The organism is Bradyrhizobium yuanmingense (assembly GCF_900094575.1).
Lineage (GTDB): Bacteria > Pseudomonadota > Alphaproteobacteria > Rhizobiales > Xanthobacteraceae > Bradyrhizobium > Bradyrhizobium yuanmingense.
The window spans coordinates 21,708-39,276 of sequence record NZ_FMAE01000011.1; the positions used below are offsets into that span (position 1 = coordinate 21,708).

The window sequence follows — 17,569 nt, forward strand, 5'->3', positions numbered from 1 at the left end:
TCTGTCAGCTATGGAACTTGAGACCGTCGACGATCTTGTCGATCACCTTCCGCTCGGCGCGCATCGCAATGCCGACGAGATTGAGGTCGCTACGCGCAACCGCCCTCACCGCCTCGCGGTTGGCGCCATCATGTGTCGTCTTGAACATGTCTTCGGTATAGACCGCCGCCTTGACGTTGCGGGCGAGCGCGCGGTCCAGCGCGCGCGACAGCGCCGGACCGTCGGCGCCATAGATCAGGATCGGTTGGCCGATCAGTGCATGATACTTCGTGCCCGAGGCGTCCTCATAGGCTTCGCCGATGCATTCCGGAAAGGCCGCGGCGATGCCGCTGGTGAGGAAGGAGGCTACGTTCAGCTTCTGCCAGGCCTGAAGATCGGTACGGATCACGACCGCGATCTTGGTGTCGAACTGCATGTATGCCTTCCGCTGTCATTCCCGAGGCGATGCTACGCAACGCCCGATCACGACAGCAAGAGAAAATCACCCCTTGGCGTCACAGGCCCAGGCGCGGATCACGCATTCCTTGCCGCCGTATTTGTAGCATTCACGCGTGGCGGCGTTGAGCGAGGCGGAAATGTTCGGCTTGACGGCATAGCCGTAGGCGCCGCAGGGATTTGTCATATCGACCGACATCGCGGCACAGGCGCGCTTCATCGTCACGGTGGTGCAATCGCCCTTGCACTGCTTCTGCGCGGCGGCGCGGGCCTCGTGCTCGTGGCCATAATCATAGGCCTGGCCATAAGCGCCGCATTTGCCGACCGCGATGGCGCCGGCGGCCTCGGCTTCTGTCGTATGGCGCGCGCCGGATGCAAAGACGGACAGCGCAAGGAAAAACATCGCGCAACGGCGCGCGACGATGTTCGAAGCCATGGAAAACCCCTCCCCCCAAGGCAGGTGGAGGCGAGTCTAAGCGGCGGTCGTTTCCAGATGGTGAACGGGTGGTTGAAATCGGCAGGCTTGGAGGATGCCGTAGTCCCGTAGGGCGGATTAGCGAAGCGTAATCCGCCTCTTTTGTTTCCGCGGAGAAACACAGCGGCGGATTACGCCTTCGGCTAATCCGCCCTACGCACCTTCAGCCCCGCCGTGCCGCCTCCAGCGCCTGCGGCGTGTCGATGTCGAGGAAGGCGCTCTCGCCGTCGACGGGCACTTCGGCGACCGCCTCGGTGTGCTTGGCGATCAGATGCCGCGCGCCGATGTCGCCGTCGAGCGTCATCAACTCCTTGAAGAAGCGGCGCGACCACAGCACCGGGTTGCCGCGGCGGCCCTCGCTGACGGGAACGACGATGAGATTGCCGCGGTCGGGCGCGAAACTGTCGATCAGCCTGTCGATCAGGCCGGCGTCGATCAGCGGCATGTCGCCGAGACACACGACGGCGCCATCGCAGGTCTCGGGAACGGCGGCGATGCCGGCCTTCACCGAACTGGCGATGCCGCCGGCGAAGTCCGGATTGCGGACGAATGTCACCTTCAGGCCTTGTAGCGCCTGCTCGACGAGCTCGGCCTGATGGCCGGTGACGACGATCACCTCGGATGCCCTAGAGGCCAGCGCCTGCTCGGTCGCGAGGCGCACCAGCTTCTTGCCGTCGAGCTCGGCGAGCAGCTTGTTCGGCCCGCCCATCCGGGTCGAGCGTCCCGCCGCGAGCACGATGGCCGCGACCTGGCGGTTGCCCTCGGTCTCCGGCTTGGCGCGCGGCTGCGGCCGCGTCACGATCTCCATCAAGAGGCCGCCGACGCCCATGCCCATCAGCTCGGAGCGGGTCACCTTGATGCCGGCGAGAAGCCGCATTACGACCCAGTCAAAACCGTTCTCGACCGGCGAGCGCGCGCAGCCCGGCGCGCCCAGCACCGGCACCTCGCCGGCGCGGGCGATCAGCAGGAGATTTCCGGGGTCGACCGGCATGCCGAAATGCTCGATCTCGCCGCCGATTCCGGTGACGGCCGCCGGAATCACGTCGCGGCGGTCAGCGATCGCGGATGCACCGAACACGATCACGAGCTCGGCGCCCAGGCCGAGCAATTCCTTGATCGCAGCCGACAGCGCCTGCTCCTCGTGCGGGACCCGGCGCTCGGCGATGATGCTGGCGCCGGCTGGCGCCAGCCGTTCGGCAGTGACGCGCAGGGTCTTGTCGATCACCTTGGTGGACAGGCCCGGCAGCAGCGTCGAGACCACGCCGACGCGCTTGATCACGTAAGGCGCGACCTTCAGCACGTCCTTGCCCGCCGCCTTCACCGCGGCATCGCGCAAACTCGCCTCGACGCCGAACGGGATGATCTTGACGGTTCCGACCATCTCGCCCTCGACCACCGGCTTGTAGGCGGCGAGCGTGGCAAAGGTGATGGCTTCGTCGATGTTGTTGATGCGGTCGACCGCGGCGCGATCGATCACCAGCACGCCCGCTCGCGCGGCGAACAGATTGGCACGGCCGGTGAAAGCGCGCTCGACATGGATGCCCTCGCCGCCGATGGCGAGCGCGATGCTGGCGGCGGCAACGTCCTCGGAGACGTCGCCCGCCTCCATGCGCACCACGACGATGTCCTTGATGCCGGCGCGCTCCAGCGCCTCGACCTCGGCAGGTCCGATCGTCGTGCCCTTCTTCAGCACCAGCGATCCCTGGCGCAGGGTGTGGACGGTCACCCCGCCAATTGCATCCCTGGGGCTCGCCGGGCCGAACTTCATGCCGCTTCTTCTTTTTCCTTGGGAGGCAGCCGAAGCACGGCCGTGATCTCGGCCATGATCGCCACCGCGATCTCGGACGGCGAGACCGCGCCGATCGCTAGCCCGATGGGCGCGTGGATGCGCGCGATGTCGCTTTCCTTGGCGCCCTGCGCCCGCAACCGGTCGCCACGCTTGGCATGCGTCTTTCGCGAGCCGAGCGCGCCGATATAGAAGCAGTTGCGCTCGAAGGCGTGCAGCAGCGCGGGGTCGTCGATCTTGGGATCGTGCGTCACCGCCACGAACGCGGTGTAGGCATCGACATTGAGCGGCGGCAGCGCAGTATCGGGCCATTCGGCGATCAGCGGAATGTCGGGGAAGCGCTCGGGGCTTGCAAAGGCCGTGCGCGGATCGACCACGGTGACGTCATAGCCGAGCGAGCGCGCCAGCGGCGCGAGCGCCTGGCTGATATGGACCGCGCCGATGATGACGAGCTTTGCCGTCGGGGCGTAGACGTTGAGAAACAGCTTCTTGCCGCCGGCCTCGACGCTGGCGCTCTTGCCCATGCGAAGCTGCTTCTCCAGCTCGGAGCGCAGCGGATCCCCGGCGAAATCCTTCGCCTTCACCAGCCGCTGCTCGCCGCTCTCGGTGTCCGTCACCAGAATGACCGGCCGGCGCGCGGCGCGCTCGGCATTGAGTTCGTGCAGGATCTGGAGCTTCACGGCTAGCCGACCTTCTCGACGAAGACGCGGATGGTGCCGCCGCAGGACAGCCCCACGTTCCAGGCGGTCTCGTCGGCGACGCCAAATTCCAGCATCTTCGGCTTGCCGCTCTGGATCACATCCATGGCCTCCGTAACCACTGCGCCCTCGACGCAGCCGCCGGAGACGGACCCCAGGAACGTGCCTTCGTCGTTGATGACGAGGCTGGAGCCCGCCGGGCGCGGCGCCGAGCCCCAGGTTTCGACAACCGTCGCGAGCGCAACGCCACGGCCGGCCTTCTGCCAGTCCTCCGCCGCCTTCAGGATGTCCTCGTCGCGATCGAGCATGGCTGGCCTCTCAAGCTGCGGAGCGGATCAGGCTGCGGTGATGCGGCGGCAGCGGCTGGGAGAGCGTCGTGATCAGCTCCTGGATCGAACTCAAATTATGTACCGGGCGGAATTCGTCAACGTGGGGGAGCATCATTTTGATGCCCTGCGCCTTGGCCTCGAAGCCGCCAAACCGCAGCAGCGGGTTCAGCCAGATCAGCCGCCGGCAGGACCGGTGCAGCCGGTCCATCTCGAAGGCGAGCTTGGAATCGGCCTCCCGCTCCAGCCCGTCGGAGATCAGGAGCACGATGGCGCCCTGGCTCAGCACCCGGCGCGCCCACAATTTGTTGAAGTTGTGCAGCGAGGCCGAGATACGGGTGCCGCCGGCCCAGTCCTCGACCGAGGCCGAGCAGCTCGCCAGCGCCTCGTCCGGGTCGCGCTGGCGCAGCGCGCGGCTGACATTGGTGAGGCGCGTGCCGAACAGGAACACCGAGACGCGCTTGCGGGCATCCGTGATGGCATGCAGGAAATGCAGGAACAGGCGGGTGTATTCGCTCATCGAGCCCGAGATGTCGAGCAGCGCCACGATCGGCGCCGGCTTCTCGATGCGCCCGAGGCGATGGATGTCGATGATGTCGCCGCCGGTGCGCAAGGAGGCGCGCAGCGTGCGGCGGAGGTCGAGGCGCAGGCCGCGCGCATCGGGCCGGCGCCGGCGCGTCAAGAGCTCGGCCTGCGGCAACCTCATCCGCTCGATGGCACGGAGCGCCTCGGCGATCTCCGCCGCGCTCATCTGCGCAAAATCCTTCTTCTGCAGGATCTCCTTGTCGGAGACCGACAGGCGCAGATCCTGCTCCTGGTGCTGCGGAGTCTCGGTCATGCGAGGCTGCGCCATCGCCTCCTGGACGCGGCGGGCGCCGGCCTGGGGCTTCTTCTTGGCCTCGTCCGGCAGCGGCACCGAATCCAGCATGTGCTTCCATTCTTCCGAGGCGCGGAAGAACAGGTTGAAAGCCTGCTTGAAGATCAGCGCATGCTCATGGCGCTTGACGAAGATCGCCTCCAGCGTGGTGAAGACGTCGGATCGGCTGCCGATGTCGATCACCTGCAGCGCGCTCATGGCATCGATGACAGCGCCCGGCCCGACCGGCAGGCCGGCCGCACGCAGCGCGCGTGCGAAGCCCACGATGTTGTCGGCGAATTGCTCGGTCTTTTCGGGAGCAAGGTGGTTGATGGCCATTGGTTCAGCACCCTCGGTCGTCATTCCGGGGCGATGCGCAGCATCGAGCCCGGAATCCATTCATCCACCAACTCTGCGGCCGATGGATTCCGGGTTCGCGCTAACGCGCGCCCCGGAATGACGCGCGAGATCAATTCTCGCTCGTCGCGTCCTTCAGCACCTTCTGCAGCGTGTCGCCCTGCATGCGGGTGATGTCGTCCTGGTACTTGAGCAGCGCGCCCAGCGTGTCGCCGACCACTTGCGGGGTCAGTGAGCGGGCATCGAGCTCCGACAGCGCGGTGGCCCAGTCGATGGTCTCGGCAACGCCCGGCGACTTGTAGAAGTCCTGGTTGCGCAGTGCCTGCACGAAGCGCACGACCTGCTGCGACAGCTTGGCGGAGATGCCGGGCACACGTGTCTTGACGATCGCGAGCTCGCGCTCGGCAGCGGGATAGTCGACCCAGTGATAGAGGCAGCGCCGCTTCAGCGCGTCGTGGATCTCGCGGGTACGGTTGGAGGTGATGATGACGATCGGCGGGTGCGGCGCCTTCACGGTGCCGAATTCGGGGATGGTCACCTGGAAGTCACTGAGGATCTCGAGCAGGTAGGCTTCGAACGCCTCGTCGGCACGGTCGAGTTCGTCGATCAGCAGCACCGGCGGACCGGCGACATCAGGCTCCAGCGCCTGGAGCAGCGGCCGCTTGATCATGTAGCGGTCGGCGAAGATATCGCTCGAAAGCTGATCGCGATCAGTGTCGCCCGCGGCTTCCGCCATCCGGATCGCGATCATCTGCGACGCGCTGTTCCACTCATACACCGCGGAGGAAACGTCGAGGCCTTCATAGCACTGCAGGCGGATCAGCTTCCGCCCCAGCGCCGCCGAGAGCACCTTAGCGATCTCGGTCTTGCCGACGCCGGCCTCACCTTCCAGGAACAGCGGTCGGCCCATACGCAGCGACAGATACGTCACCGTCGCCAGCGAGCGCTCAGCGAGATAGCCGCGCGACGTCAGGAGTTCGAGCATCGCATCGACCGATGCCGGCAAAGCACCGGAAGAAGTAGCCGCTGAAGTCATGAAAAAGCCAGTCTCGCTTCGCCCTCACCGGGGACAGGTCTGGACCGAGGAATGAGGTCAGCTCATTCCTTGGCATTGGCGGCATCGACGGCGCGCCGCGTCAGCACGCCGATGAGATGCGCGCGGTATTCGGCGCTGCCGTGGATGTCGCTGTTGAGGCCTTCGGCCGGTACCGCGATGCCCTCCAGCGCCTTCGAGGCGAAGCGCTTCTTCAAGGCTTCCTCGAATGCGGTGACGCGGAACACGCCTTCGGAGCCCGCACCGGTGACGGCAACGCGCACGTCCGAAGGACGCCGCGCCACGAACACCCCGACAAGCGCATAGCGCGAGGCCTGGTTGCGGAACTTGACATAGGCGGCCTTCTTCGGCAGCGGGAACATCACCTTGGTGATGATCTCATCCGCTTCGAGCGCGGTCGTGAACAGGCCCTGGAAGAACTCTTCCGCCTTGAGGCGGCGCTTGTTGGTGACGATGGTGGCCCCGAGCGCAAGCACCGCGGCCGGATAATCGGCAGTCGGATCGTTGTTGGCGAGCGAGCCGCCGATCGTGCCCTTGTGACGCACGGCGGGATCGCCAATGCCGCCGGCAAGGTTCGCCAGCGCCGGAATGGCTTCACCGACGATGGCGGAGGTCGCGACCTCGGCATGCTTGGCGGTGGCGCCGATCACGAGCGAGCGGCCCTTCATCTCGATCGCATTGAGCCCCTCGATGTGGGAGAGGTCGACCAGATGCGGGGGACTGGCGAGGCGCTGCTTCATGACGGGAATCAGCGTGTGGCCGCCGGCGATCACCTTGGCGTCCTCGTTCTTCACCAGGAGGTTGGCCGCCTGGCGAACGGTCCCAGGGCGATGATATTTGAATTCGTACATCTGTATGTCCTGATCGCGGGAGGCGCGTTACGCGAGGTCGGATTTGGCCATCGCCTTCGCGCCGGCGGAGATCGAGGCGACGATGTTCTGGTAGCCCGTGCAGCGGCAGAGATTGCCTTCGAGCTCCTCGCGAATGGTGTGGTCGTCGAGCTCGTGGCCCTTGCGGTGCACGATGTCGATCGCAGTCATGATCATGCCGGGCGTGCAGAAGCCGCACTGCAGGCCATGGTGCTCGCGGAAGGCCTCCTGCATCGGATGCAGCGGCGCGCCGTCCGCAGCCAGCCCCTCGATCGTCTTGACCTCGTGGCCATCGGCCATCACCGCAAGCGTGGTGCAGGACTTCACGGCCTTGCCGTCGAGATGCACGACGCAGGCGCCGCACTGCGAGGTGTCGCAGCCGACATGGGTGCCGGTCAGCCGCAGATTCTCGCGCAGGAATTGCACCAGGAGCGTGCGGGGATCGACATTGGCGGTGACTGGATTGCCGTTCACGATGAGGGAGATTTTTGCCATAAGCACTCTCTGTCAGCACCCCGACGGGTCCCGTCGAAGCGGTTCTTATAATTATTCCAACCCATCATATGGGCCATTATGCCCCGGGGCAACATCGCCCCGGGCGCAAGGCGCCATGCCGAAGGCGCTACCCTAAAGGTATTGGACCTTCAGCCCTGTACGGCCTTGGCGAAGTTCGCGAAAAACTCATCGGCAAGCTTCTTGGCGGCGCCGTTGATGAGGCGCTGGCCGAGCTGCGCCAACTTGCCGCCGATCTGCGCCTCGACGTCGTAGGAGAGCAGCGTGCCGCCGTCCTTCTCGGCGAGCTTGACGGCCGCACCGCCCTTGGCGAATCCGGCCACCCCGCCTTCGCCCTCACCGGAGATCTTGTAGCCGTTCGGCGGGTCGAGATCGGACAGCGTGACCTTGCCCTTGAAGCGCGCCGACACCGGGCCGACCTTCATCTTCGCCGTCGCGCGGAAGCCGCCGTCGTCGGTCTTCTCCAGCTCCTCGCAGCCGGGGATGCAGGCCTTCAGCACCTCGGGATCGTTGAGCTTGGCCCACACGGCCTCGCGCGGCGCTGCAAGCTGGACTTCGCCGTTCATCGTCATGGCCATGAGGGTGCCTCCCGGATCGCGTAACTATAGTGCTGATCAAGTAACGCAGCGGCGCGGCAAAGAAAAGGCCGGCGCCCGGTCACGTGCAATGCATATTCGCAACTGCAAAATGACGTGTGCGGGCGGTGGGGGATTGGCACGGCCGGGCCATGATGATTAGGTCGCGCGCAACATGAGCACATCCCTCTCCCCCCTGCTCGCACCGATGCTGTCGAGCGCCGCCATGCGCGTGGTCTGCGACGATCGGTCGACCTTGCAGAACATGCTCGATTTCGAGGCAGCCTTGGCACGGGCCGAGGCGGCCAGTGCGGTGATTCCCGCATCCGCCATCGGACCAATCGAGGCGGCGTGCAAGGCCGATGGCTTCGACATGGCCGCACTGGCCGAGGCCGCGACGCGGTCGGGCAATCTCGCGATTCCCCTGGTCAAGATGCTGACCGCCGATGTCGGCAAGAATGACGCGGAGGCCGCGCGCTACGTGCATTGGGGCGCGACCAGCCAGGACGTCATCGACACCGCGACCATGCTGATGCTTCGCGCCGGCATCGCGGCGCTGGATGCCGACCTCAGCCGTGCCATCAAGGGCTTTGCCGCGCTGGCGCGCAGCCATCGCAACACCGCGATGGTGGCGCGGACCTGGCTCCAGCATGCGCTGCCGTTGCCGTTCGGGCTGAAGGCCGCCGAATACGCCTCGAGCCTTGCCCGCGCCCGCTGCCGCCTGCGGCGGCTCTCCCGCGAGGGCCTCGCGCTGCAATTCGGCGGCGCCGCCGGCACGCTCGCTGCGCTCGGCGACAAGGGGCTCGCGGTGGCCGAACGGCTGGCGCAGGAGCTCGACCTGCCGCTGCCCGAGGCGCCCTGGCATACCCATCGCGACCGCATCGCCGAGGCCGCATCCTGCTTCGCCATTCTCGCCGGCAGCTGCGGCAAGATCGCGCGCGACGTCTCGCTGCTGATGCAGACCGACGTCGCCGAAGCGTTCGAGCTCGCCGGCGAAGGCCGCGGCGGCTCCTCGACCATGCCGCACAAGCGCAACCCGGTCGCCGCCGCAAGCGCGCTGGGCTCTGCCACCATGGCCCCGCAGCTCGCCGCGACGATCTTCGCCGCCCAGGTGCAGGACCACGAACGCAGTGCCGGTCCCTGGCACGCGGAATGGCCGACGCTGCCGCAATTGATGCTGGTCACATCAGGCGCGTTGGCGGCCGTCGTCGACATCGCCGAGGGTCTCGAGGTCGATGCGGCGCGCATGCGCAGCAATCTCGATGCGACGCATGGCTTGATCATGGCCGAGGCCGTCACCTTCGCGCTCGCCGAAGCCATCGGCAAGAGCAACGCGCATCATCTCGTCGAGGCCGCGAGCAAGCGTGCCGTCGCCGAGAAGAAGCATCTGCGCGAGGTGCTGTCGGCCGATTCGCAAGTCATCGCGCACCTTTCGCCGGAAAAAATTGCGGCATTGTTCGAGCCGATGGCCTATCAAGGCGCGTCACAGGCGCTGATCGACCGGCTGCTCGACAATCTCGATCAAGATTAAGAACGGAGACGCCGCATGCCCATGATCGATGCCGACGGATGCCTGCTCAACGTCTCCGTCGAGGGCCGCGACGGCGGGCCGACCTTGATGCTGTCGAACTCGCTCGGCTGCACGCTGCAGATGTGGGAGCCGCAGATGAAGGCGCTGACGCAGGTGTTCCGTGTCATCCGCTACGATCGCCGCGGCCACGGCAAGTCGAACGTCCCGCCTGGCCCCTACACGATGGAGCGGTTCGGCCGCGACGTGCTCGCGATCCTCGACGATCTCAACATCGAGAAGGTGCATTGGTGCGGCCTGTCGATGGGCGGCATGGTCGGGCAATGGCTCGGCGCCAATGCGCCCGAACGGTTCGGCAAGCTGATCCTCGCCAACACGTCCTGCTACTACCCCGATCCAACTAACTGGCACAACCGCATCAAGGCGGTAAAGGAGGGCGGCATCGCCGCCGTCGCCGATACCGTGATCGCGGGCTGGCTCACCCAGGATTTCCGCGAGCGCGAGCCTGCGATCACCGCGAAGATGAAGTCGATGCTGCTCGCCTCGCCTGTCGAGGGCTATCTCGCCTGCTGCGAGGCGCTGTCGACGCTCGACCAGCGCGCGCTGCTGCCGAAAATCAAGAGCCCGACGCTCGTGATCGCCGGCCGCCACGACGTGGCGACGCCGATCTCGGCGGCCGAATTGATCCGCTCCAGCATTCCCGGCGCCAGCATGACGATCATCGACGCCGCGCACATTTCGAACGTCGAGCAGCCGCATGCGTTCACGGATGCGGTGGTGGGGTTCCTGACGCAGCGCTAGCAACAACCGTCATTGCGAGGAGCGTAGCGACGAAGCAATCCAGTCCGTCTCCGCGGACACATTTCTGGATTGCTTCGCTGCGCTCGCAATGACGAAAGAGGAGGAACAGAATGGACGACCAGAAGCGCCGCGATGCCGGCATGAATGTGCGCCGCAAGGTGCTGGGCAATGCCTGGGTCGACAAGTCGATCGCGAACCGCAATGCCTTCAACACCGACTTCCAGGACCTGATCACCCGCTACGCCTGGGGCGAGATCTGGACGCGGCCGCATTTCGACGAGCGCACGCGGCGCGTGCTGGTGATCGGCACCATGGTCGCGCTCGGGCAATGGGACGAATTCCGCCTGCACGTGCGTGCGGCGCTGGCCGAGGGCGGCTTCACGCCCGACGACATCAAGGAGATCCTGCTGCAGCAGGCGATCTATTGCGGCGTGCCGGCGGCGAACCACGCCGTCAAGGAAGCCTCAGCGATTGTGCAGGAGCTCGGCCTGCTCAAGACCTAGAGGCTGAAGATTCGGCGGTGCGGCGACCTCGGCCGCCTTCGACGCTGCCTCCGGCTTCTCGATCACGAGCACGACGGCGGCACCGAGCAGCATCAGGAGCTCGGTGGCGTGGAGCCGAAGCGCGGCCATCTCGCCGACCTTCGAGGCCATCACCATGCTGGCAAAGGAGATCAGGCTGCCGATCGCCAGCGCAATCCCGAGCGCCTCGTCACTGCCGCCGCCCTTACGGGTGCGGGGAATGCAGAGCAGCACGAGGTAGATCGCGAAGAACGCCACCACGGTCAGCCGTCCGAGCGCCAGCAGCCAGGCGGCACGCACCGTGTCCATGCCCGCCATCTGCAGATGGTCGCTCAGATACAGCGCCACCGCGACGCTCGGCCGCTCGTAGAGGCCGCGCACGGGCGCGACAATGATGCTGAAGGCTATGAGGCTCCAGACGGGAATGAAATAGGCCGCCAGCAGCGCGCCGTTGACCGAGCCGATCCGCCAATTCCTGAACATGCCGCTTCCCGCCTGGTTTGCCGAGCCTTCGATGGAAGGCGGCGGCCATGCCGGAGCTAACTCGCATCAGACTGTGGCGGCAATTTAAACCCTTTGTTTACCTTAACTGCCCGCCGCTTTCGTCATTCCGGGGCGGCTCGCAGGAGCCGAACTATGGTGCGCAATTGCGCACCTGAGAATCTCGAGATTCCGGGCCTGCTGCTGACGCACCATCCCGGAATGACGGGCAAACGATTGCCCCAAGAAAAAAGGCCCCGCCTTCCGGCGGGGCCTCTCCTCACTCCTGGGCTCCCAAACTCGCTATTCCTGGTCGCGCTGGCCGCCCTGCTGCTGGCCCGGGCGATCGCCCTGGCGCGGGTCCTGCTGCTGCTGTCCGGGTTTCTGGCCACCACCCTGCTGCGGGTTGCGCTGGCCGGGATTCTGACTCTGCTGACCCGGATTCTGGTTCTGCTGCTTCGTCATTCGGGGAAACTCCCTTGTTGGACGTCAGAGGGGAGACAACGGCCGGCATCCACTTTGGTTGCCTCGGGAACCGGGTTCCTCGCAGGACCCAGGGAACCCGGCGCCGAAATGATCTCTGTACAAGCCTTAAGGTGGAGACCGGGCCAGTTGCAGCCGCCAGTTCCCTCCTGTTACAAAACCCAAATGCTCAAGGGCTGCCGGGGCCCAAGAACTCTCTGCAAGAGCTCCCTTTGAGCCGCGTCATTTGGGTACGGCAGCTTATGGATTATTTCGCCCAGCAGCTCATCAACGGCCTCGTGCTCGGCTCGATCTACGGCCTGATCGCGATCGGCTACACGATGGTCTACGGCATCGTCGGCATGATCAACTTCGCCCATGGCGACGTCTTCATGATCGGCGGCTTCATCGCCCTCATCACCTTCCTGATCCTGATCTCGCTCGGCCTCACGGCCATTCCCCTGATCCTGCTCGTGGTGCTGCTGGTCTCGATGGCGATCACCGCGCTCTATGGCTGGACCATCGAGCGCATCGCCTACCGGCCGCTGCGCCATTCCTTCCGCCTCGCCCCGATGCTGTCGGCCATCGGCATGTCTTTCGTGCTGACGAATTATTCGCAAGTGGCGCAAGGCGCCCGGGTCAAGCCGATCCCGCCGGTCATCACCGGCGGCTATACGCTGCATGAAAGCGCGGACGGCTTCGTCATCCAGCTTTCCAACATCCAGATCATCGTCGTCATCACCACCATCGTGGTGCTGGCGATCTTCACCTGGCTGGTGTCGAACACCCGGCTCGGGCGCGACATGCGCGCCTGCGAGCAGGATCAGACCATGGCAGCGCTGCTCGGCGTCAACGTCGACCGCACCATCTCCATGACCTTCGTGATCGGCGCGGCGCTCGCCGCCGTTGCGGGTCTGATGTACCTGCTCTATTACGGCCTGGTCGACTTCTTCATGGGCTTCGTCGCCGGGATCAAGGCCTTCACCGCCGCGGTGCTCGGCGGCATCGGCTCGCTGCCCGGCGCCATGCTCGGCGGCCTTGCGATCGGCCTGATCGAGACGTTCTGGTCGGCCTATTTCTCGGTCGAGTACAAGGACGTTGCGGCGTTCTCGATCCTGATCGTCGTGCTGATCTTCATGCCGACCGGCCTGCTCGGCCGTCCCGAAGTCGAGAAAGTCTGACGGACCGGCCGCGTGACAGCACCCTCCACCCACACGACCAAACCTGCAACGAGCGTCCCCGCTCTCCTCAAGACCGCCGTCATCAACGCAGTGATCGCGCTGGTGCTGTTTTCGCTGATGGTCGGCGTCCGCACCGAGGCGGGCTCCGACGGCCAGCTCACCTACTGGACGCGTTTCGGCGAGCTCGCTTACCTCGTCGCCGCCGTGTTCGGCGGCTCGATCGTGATCGAGCTGCTCAGACAATGGATCGGCCCGGCCGGCACGGAGAAGCTGGTGCCGCCAGCGGTGCAGAAGGGCATGTCGCTGGTCGGCCGCTATCTTGCGCCCGCGCTGCTGATCTTCACGCTGCTGGTGCCCGTGATCTTCTATGACCAGCGCTATATCCTCGATCTCGCCATTCTCGTGCTGACCTATGTGATGCTGGGCTGGGGCCTCAACGTCGTGGTCGGGCTCGCCGGCCTGCTCGATCTCGGCTACGTCGCATTCTATGCCGTCGGCGCCTATTCCTACGCGCTGCTCGCCACCAATTTCGGCTGGTCGTTCTGGATCTGCCTGCCGCTCGCCGGCATCCTCGCCGCATTCTGGGGCGTGTTGCTCGGCTTTCCCGTGCTGCGCCTGCGCGGCGACTATCTCGCCATCGTGACGCTCGCCTTCGGCGAGATCATCCGCCTCGTCCTGATCAACTGGCAGGATCTGACCGGCGGACCGAACGGCGTTTCCGGTATTCCGCGTCCGACCCTGTTCGGCATTCCGCTCGACAGGAGCGACGATGGGCTGGCCGCCAAGCTCGGCATCGAGTTTTCGCCGACCCACCGTATCGTCTTCCTGTTCTATCTGATCCTGGCGCTGGCGCTGCTCACCAATTGGGTGACGATCCGCCTGCGCCGGCTGCCGATCGGGCGTGCCTGGGAAGCCTTGCGCGAGGACGAGGTCGCCTGCCGCGCGCTCGGCATCAACACCACGACGACCAAGCTCACGGCATTTGCGACCGGCGCCATGTTCGGCGGCTTCGCCGGTGCGTTCTTCGCCACCCGCCAGGGCTTCATCAGCCCGGAATCCTTTACCTTCCAGGAATCGGCGCTGGTGCTCGCCATCGTCGTGCTCGGCGGCATGGGCTCGCAGCTGGGCGTCGCGCTCGCCGCGCTGGCGATGATCGGCGGCTTCGAGCTGTTCCGCGGCCTCGAGACCTATCGTATGCTGGTGTTCGGCTGGGCCATGGTGCTGATCATGATCTGGCGGCCACGCGGCCTGGTCGGCCATCGCGCGCCGACCGTTTATCTGAAGAAGGCGCAGGCCATCTCCTCCGACCTCGTCAAGGAAGGACACGGATGAGCGGCAACAAGATCCTCAGCGTCGACCGGCTGACGATGCGCTTCGGCGGCATCGTCGCCGTGCAGGATCTCTCGTTCGCCGCCGAGCGGAAGAAGATCACCGCGCTGATCGGGCCGAACGGCGCCGGCAAGACCACGGTGTTCAACTGCATCACCGGCTTCTACAAGCCGACCGGCGGCGCCATCCGCCTCACCCACGATGACGGCAAGGAAATCGCGCTCCAGCGGCTCAACGACTTCCGTATCGCCAAACAGGCCAAGGTCGCGCGCACGTTCCAGAACATCCGCCTGTTTCCCGGGATGACCGTGCTCGAAAACCTGATGGTGGCGCAGCACAATATGCTGATGCGCGCCTCGGGCTTCACCTTGCTCGGCCTTGTCGGCGCGCCCGCCTATCGCGACGCAGAAAAGCGCGCGATTGATCTCGCCTCCGACTGGCTGAAGCGGGTCAACCTGCTGGACCGCGCCGACGACGCGGCCGGCAATCTCGCCTATGGCGATCAGCGCCGCCTCGAGATCGCGCGCGCGATGTGCACCGAGCCCGCACTGCTGTGCCTCGACGAACCGGCTGCCGGCCTCAACGCGCGAGAGAGCGCCGCGTTGAACGAGCTCCTGCTTTCGATCCGCAACGACCTGGGAACGTCGATCCTCCTGATCGAGCATGACATGTCGGTGGTGATGGAGATCTCCGACCACATCGTGGTGATGGATCACGGGGTGAAGATCGCACAAGGCACGCCGCGCGAGGTGCGCGACGATCCCAAGGTGATCGCCGCCTATCTCGGCGCCGACGACGAAGAGGCCATGGCCGTCATGGAGAGCGGATCGTGACGGCGGCATCCCCCCTGCTCGCGATCCGGGGCCTGCGCGCGGCCTACGGCAAGATCGAGGCCCTGAAGGGCGTCGACGTCGACATCAATTCCGGCGAGATCGTGGCGCTGATCGGCGCCAACGGCGCCGGCAAGTCGACGCTGATGATGACGATCTTCGGCAAGCCGCGCGCCCGCGCCGGGCAGATCCTGTACGAGGGCAAGGACATCACGGCCGTCCCGACCCACGAGATCGCCCATTTGCGCATCGCGCAGTCGCCCGAAGGCCGCCGCATCTTCCCGCGCATGAGCGTCGCCGAGAACCTCCAGATGGGGGCCGACGTCACCGAGAGCACGCCGGCGGAACGGGAGAGCACACTCGAGCGCGTGTTCGCCCTGTTTCCCCGCCTGAAGGAACGTTTCGCCCAGCGCGGCGGAACCCTGTCCGGCGGCGAGCAGCAGATGCTGGCCATCGGCCGCGCCTTGATGAGCCGCCCTCGCCTGCTCCTGCTCGATGAACCCTCGCTGGGGCTCGCCCCGCTCATCGCGCGGCAGATTTTCGACGCCATCCGCACACTGAACCGGCAGGACGGCCTGACCGTGCTGATCGTCGAGCAGAACGCCAACCACGCCCTCAAGCTGGCCCATCGCGGCTATGTCATGGTCAACGGCCTGATCACGCTGGCCGGCAGCGGCGCCGAATTGCTGCAGCGCCCCGAAATCCGCGCCGCTTATCTGGAAGGCGGCCGGCACTGACCGGCCCCGCCCTGCGCGAGAATGCGGCTAGATATCTTGGCGTATGCCCGTATTTTGCCGGTGACTTCTCCTCGAATTCATTCAAGAATGGCGCCGGTTTGAACCGGGCATGCCCGGCAACTTCCACAGGCGACCACCCGCGAGGTATCTCATGAAATCACTGAAGCTCATCGGTCTGGCATTCGGCGCATCGCTCGCGCTATCGAGCGCGGCATTCGCGCAGGATGTCACCGTCGCAGTCGCAGGCCCGATGACCGGCGGCGAGTCCGCCTTCGGCCGCCAGATGAAGAACGGCGCCGAGATGGCCGTCGCCGACATCAACGCCGCCGGTGGCGTCAACGGCAAGAAGCTCGCGCTCAACGCCGAGGACGACGCCTGCGATCCGAAACAGGCCCGCTCGATCGCGGAAAAGATCGCCGGCGCCAAGATCCCGTTCGTCGCCGGCCATTTCTGCTCGTCGTCTTCGATCCCGGCCTCTGAAGCCTATGCGGACGGCAACGTCCTGCAAATCACCCCGGCTTCGACCAACCCGCTCTTCACCGAGCGCAAGCTGTGGAACGTGGCGCGAGTCTGCGGCCGCGACGACCAGCAGGGCCTGATCGCCGCGCAGTACATCGCCAAGAACTACAAGGGCAAGAACATCGCGATCCTCAACGACAAGACCACTTACGGCAAGGGTCTTGCCGACGAGACCAAGAAGGCGCTCAACAAGGCCGGCATCACCGAGAAGATGTACGAATCCTACAACAAGGGCGACAAGGACTTCAACGCGATCGTCTCGCGCCTGAAGAAGGACAATGTCGAGCTCGTCTATGTCGGCGGTTACCATCAGGAAGCCGGCCTCATCCTCCGCCAGATGCGCGATCAGGGCATGAAGACGGTGCTGATGTCGGGCGACGCGCTCGCGGACAAGGAGTACGCCTCCATCACCGGTCCCGCCGGCGAAGGCACGCTGTTCACCTTCGGTCCCGACCCGCGCAACAAGCCGACCGCGAAGAAGATCGTCGAGGCGTTCAAGGCCAAGGGCATCGATCCGGAAGGCTATACGCTCTATACCTACGCTGCGCTGCAGGTCTGGACGCAGGCGGTCAAGAAGGCCGGCACCACCGACGCCAAGAAGGTCATGGAGACCATCAAGGCCGGCAAGTGGGACACGGTGCTCGGCCCGATCGAAATTGACGCCAAGGGCGACCTCAAGCAGATCGACTATGTCGTCTACAAGTGGGACGCCAAGGGCAATTACGCCGAGCTCGGCGCCAAGGGCTCTTGATCGAGAATGCTCTTCGGGGATCCCGATCAGCGATCGCCCGAAGGCTCCCGCCATCGCGACCACGCCCCGGCTTGCCGGGGCGTTCTTTTGCCGGTCAGACCGCGGCCGAAATCTCGTCGCCGGCCGCGGCCTGGGCCTTCCGCAGGGCCTGCAGCAGATCGTTCGGCCGAAACGGCTTTTGCAGGCCGACCACGTTGGCGAGGTGGGGCGATTGGTCCATGAAATCGAGTGCCGTCATCCCGGATACCGCAATCACCGGCAGCGCCGGCGCGCGTTCGCGCAAGGCGGTGATGACGTCGACGCCGCTGGTATCACCGAGGAAGATGTCCACAATCGCCGCGTCAAAGCGGCTTTCCGCAAAGGCCTTCAGCCCCGCCGCGCCGGTTTCGGCCTCCACGACCTCGAAATGGTTGACCCGAAGCACGATCGCCACCATCGCGCGGACGTCCTTCTGGTCGTCGATGATGAGAACGCGGGGCATGGGCA

At 65.5% G+C, this 17,569-nt stretch carries 21 protein-coding genes; 8 read left to right on the top strand and 13 right to left on the bottom strand.

The features are described 5' to 3' along the window. Positions 1-4: 4 nt before the first annotated feature. The 10 genes from GA0061099_RS32255 to GA0061099_RS32300 form a co-directional block, all read right to left on the bottom strand. Positions 5-415, bottom strand: a complete 411-nt coding sequence (locus tag GA0061099_RS32255) for a DUF2000 family protein (RefSeq protein WP_036012829.1) — start codon at positions 413-415, stop codon at positions 5-7. A 66-nt stretch (positions 416-481) separates the two neighbouring features. Beyond that, entirely contained in the window at positions 482-871 is a 390-nt protein-coding gene (locus tag GA0061099_RS32260) for a DUF4189 domain-containing protein (protein WP_036012830.1), read from the bottom strand. Between the two features lie 202 nt (positions 872-1,073). After that, positions 1,074-2,678, bottom strand: a complete 1,605-nt coding sequence (locus tag GA0061099_RS32265; RefSeq protein WP_036027785.1) for an NTP transferase domain-containing protein — start codon at positions 2,676-2,678, stop codon at positions 1,074-1,076. After that, positions 2,675-3,376 (bottom strand): XdhC family protein, encoded by a 702-nt coding sequence (locus GA0061099_RS32270; protein ID WP_036012841.1) that lies wholly within the window; start codon positions 3,374-3,376, stop codon positions 2,675-2,677. The genes GA0061099_RS32265 and GA0061099_RS32270 overlap by 4 nt, the downstream gene beginning before the upstream one ends. A gap of 2 nt (positions 3,377-3,378) precedes the next feature. Next, positions 3,379-3,702, bottom strand: coding sequence for an XdhC family protein (locus GA0061099_RS32275; RefSeq protein WP_025037240.1), 324 nt, complete (start codon positions 3,700-3,702; stop codon positions 3,379-3,381). A 10-nt stretch (positions 3,703-3,712) separates the two neighbouring features. After that, positions 3,713-4,915: a vWA domain-containing protein gene (locus GA0061099_RS32280; protein ID WP_036027787.1), complete on the bottom strand. Its 1,203-nt coding sequence runs from the start codon at positions 4,913-4,915 to the stop codon at positions 3,713-3,715. A 130-nt stretch (positions 4,916-5,045) separates the two neighbouring features. Further along, positions 5,046-5,969: an AAA family ATPase gene (locus GA0061099_RS32285; protein ID WP_036027789.1), complete on the bottom strand. Its 924-nt coding sequence runs from the start codon at positions 5,967-5,969 to the stop codon at positions 5,046-5,048. A 62-nt stretch (positions 5,970-6,031) separates the two neighbouring features. Next, a complete protein-coding gene (locus tag GA0061099_RS32290) occupies positions 6,032-6,838 on the bottom strand; it encodes an FAD binding domain-containing protein (RefSeq protein WP_036012847.1) in 807 nt (268 codons plus the stop codon). Positions 6,839-6,865: 27 nt separating this feature from the next. Next, complete coding sequence (locus tag GA0061099_RS32295; RefSeq protein WP_014494194.1) at positions 6,866-7,351, bottom strand: (2Fe-2S)-binding protein; 486 nt, start codon at positions 7,349-7,351, stop codon at positions 6,866-6,868. 149 nt (positions 7,352-7,500) lie between these two features. Next, on the bottom strand, positions 7,501-7,947 hold the full coding sequence (locus GA0061099_RS32300; RefSeq protein ID WP_036012850.1) for an SRPBCC family protein: 447 nt from the start codon (positions 7,945-7,947) through the stop codon (positions 7,501-7,503). A gap of 172 nt (positions 7,948-8,119) precedes the next feature. Here GA0061099_RS32300 and GA0061099_RS32305 point away from each other — a divergent pair, with 172 nt between their 5' ends. From GA0061099_RS32305 to GA0061099_RS32315, 3 genes are all read left to right on the top strand, one after another. Continuing rightward, a complete protein-coding gene (locus GA0061099_RS32305; RefSeq protein ID WP_074448238.1) occupies positions 8,120-9,475 on the top strand; it encodes a 3-carboxy-cis,cis-muconate cycloisomerase in 1,356 nt (451 codons plus the stop codon). A 15-nt stretch (positions 9,476-9,490) separates the two neighbouring features. Next, the gene (pcaD, locus tag GA0061099_RS32310; RefSeq protein ID WP_036012854.1) at positions 9,491-10,273 is read left to right on the top strand and encodes a 3-oxoadipate enol-lactonase; all 783 of its coding nucleotides are present in this window, start codon (positions 9,491-9,493) and stop codon (positions 10,271-10,273) included. A 110-nt stretch (positions 10,274-10,383) separates the two neighbouring features. Next, positions 10,384-10,776, top strand: a complete 393-nt coding sequence (locus GA0061099_RS32315) for a carboxymuconolactone decarboxylase family protein (RefSeq protein WP_024340834.1) — start codon at positions 10,384-10,386, stop codon at positions 10,774-10,776. Here the strand turns inward: GA0061099_RS32315 and GA0061099_RS32320 are convergent. Then, a complete protein-coding gene (locus tag GA0061099_RS32320; protein WP_036012858.1) occupies positions 10,738-11,277 on the bottom strand; it encodes a hypothetical protein in 540 nt (179 codons plus the stop codon). The genes GA0061099_RS32315 and GA0061099_RS32320 overlap by 39 nt on opposite strands. Before the next feature lie 300 nt (positions 11,278-11,577). After that, on the bottom strand, positions 11,578-11,739 hold the full coding sequence (locus GA0061099_RS41500) for a hypothetical protein (protein ID WP_167361691.1): 162 nt from the start codon (positions 11,737-11,739) through the stop codon (positions 11,578-11,580). A gap of 260 nt (positions 11,740-11,999) precedes the next feature. On the opposite strand from GA0061099_RS41500, the gene GA0061099_RS32325 reads away from it, so the two are divergent. From GA0061099_RS32325 to GA0061099_RS32345, 5 genes are all read left to right on the top strand, one after another. Then, on the top strand, positions 12,000-12,917 hold the full coding sequence (locus GA0061099_RS32325; RefSeq protein WP_074448239.1) for an ABC transporter permease subunit: 918 nt from the start codon (positions 12,000-12,002) through the stop codon (positions 12,915-12,917). A 12-nt stretch (positions 12,918-12,929) separates the two neighbouring features. Further along, positions 12,930-14,249, top strand: a complete 1,320-nt coding sequence (livM, locus tag GA0061099_RS32330; protein ID WP_036027799.1) for a high-affinity branched-chain amino acid ABC transporter permease LivM — start codon at positions 12,930-12,932, stop codon at positions 14,247-14,249. After that, entirely contained in the window at positions 14,246-15,079 is an 834-nt protein-coding gene (locus GA0061099_RS32335) for an ABC transporter ATP-binding protein (RefSeq protein ID WP_036027800.1), read from the top strand. The genes livM and GA0061099_RS32335 overlap by 4 nt, the downstream gene beginning before the upstream one ends. Further along, positions 15,076-15,813: an ABC transporter ATP-binding protein gene (locus GA0061099_RS32340; protein WP_025037253.1), complete on the top strand. Its 738-nt coding sequence runs from the start codon at positions 15,076-15,078 to the stop codon at positions 15,811-15,813. The genes GA0061099_RS32335 and GA0061099_RS32340 overlap by 4 nt, the downstream gene beginning before the upstream one ends. Positions 15,814-15,964: 151 nt before the next feature. Beyond that, entirely contained in the window at positions 15,965-17,083 is a 1,119-nt protein-coding gene (locus GA0061099_RS32345; RefSeq protein ID WP_036012868.1) for a branched-chain amino acid ABC transporter substrate-binding protein, read from the top strand. A gap of 94 nt (positions 17,084-17,177) precedes the next feature. On the opposite strand, the gene GA0061099_RS32350 is transcribed toward GA0061099_RS32345, so the two are convergent. Next, complete coding sequence (locus GA0061099_RS32350; protein WP_036027801.1) at positions 17,178-17,564, bottom strand: response regulator; 387 nt, start codon at positions 17,562-17,564, stop codon at positions 17,178-17,180. Between the last annotated feature and the right edge of the window lie 5 nt (positions 17,565-17,569).

Excerpts from the sequence above, each read along its gene's own strand:
- GA0061099_RS32290 (WP_036012847.1), bottom strand. The coding sequence starts at position 6,838 with ATGTACGAATTCAAATATCATCGCCCTGGGACCGTTCGCCAGGCGGCC.
- GA0061099_RS32275 (WP_025037240.1), bottom strand. The coding sequence starts at position 3,702 with ATGCTCGATCGCGACGAGGACATCCTGAAGGCGGCGGAGGACTGGCAG.
- GA0061099_RS32295 (WP_014494194.1), bottom strand. The coding sequence starts at position 7,351 with ATGGCAAAAATCTCCCTCATCGTGAACGGCAATCCAGTCACCGCCAAT.
- GA0061099_RS32320 (WP_036012858.1), bottom strand. The coding sequence starts at position 11,277 with ATGTTCAGGAATTGGCGGATCGGCTCGGTCAACGGCGCGCTGCTGGCG.
- GA0061099_RS32300 (WP_036012850.1), bottom strand. The coding sequence starts at position 7,947 with ATGGCCATGACGATGAACGGCGAAGTCCAGCTTGCAGCGCCGCGCGAG.
- GA0061099_RS32345 (WP_036012868.1), top strand. The coding sequence starts at position 15,965 with ATGAAATCACTGAAGCTCATCGGTCTGGCATTCGGCGCATCGCTCGCG.
- GA0061099_RS32255 (WP_036012829.1), bottom strand. The coding sequence starts at position 415 with ATGCAGTTCGACACCAAGATCGCGGTCGTGATCCGTACCGATCTTCAG.
- GA0061099_RS32315 (WP_024340834.1), top strand. The coding sequence starts at position 10,384 with ATGGACGACCAGAAGCGCCGCGATGCCGGCATGAATGTGCGCCGCAAG.
- GA0061099_RS32280 (WP_036027787.1), bottom strand. The coding sequence starts at position 4,915 with ATGGCCATCAACCACCTTGCTCCCGAAAAGACCGAGCAATTCGCCGAC.
- GA0061099_RS32285 (WP_036027789.1), bottom strand. The coding sequence starts at position 5,969 with ATGACTTCAGCGGCTACTTCTTCCGGTGCTTTGCCGGCATCGGTCGAT.
- GA0061099_RS32350 (WP_036027801.1), bottom strand. The coding sequence starts at position 17,564 with ATGCCCCGCGTTCTCATCATCGACGACCAGAAGGACGTCCGCGCGATG.
- GA0061099_RS32260 (WP_036012830.1), bottom strand. The coding sequence starts at position 871 with ATGGCTTCGAACATCGTCGCGCGCCGTTGCGCGATGTTTTTCCTTGCG.
- pcaD (WP_036012854.1), top strand. The coding sequence starts at position 9,491 with ATGCCCATGATCGATGCCGACGGATGCCTGCTCAACGTCTCCGTCGAG.
- GA0061099_RS32305 (WP_074448238.1), top strand. The coding sequence starts at position 8,120 with ATGAGCACATCCCTCTCCCCCCTGCTCGCACCGATGCTGTCGAGCGCC.
- GA0061099_RS32335 (WP_036027800.1), top strand. The coding sequence starts at position 14,246 with ATGAGCGGCAACAAGATCCTCAGCGTCGACCGGCTGACGATGCGCTTC.
- GA0061099_RS32265 (WP_036027785.1), bottom strand. The coding sequence starts at position 2,678 with ATGAAGTTCGGCCCGGCGAGCCCCAGGGATGCAATTGGCGGGGTGACC.
- GA0061099_RS41500 (WP_167361691.1), bottom strand. The coding sequence starts at position 11,739 with ATGACGAAGCAGCAGAACCAGAATCCGGGTCAGCAGAGTCAGAATCCC.
- GA0061099_RS32325 (WP_074448239.1), top strand. The coding sequence starts at position 12,000 with ATGGATTATTTCGCCCAGCAGCTCATCAACGGCCTCGTGCTCGGCTCG.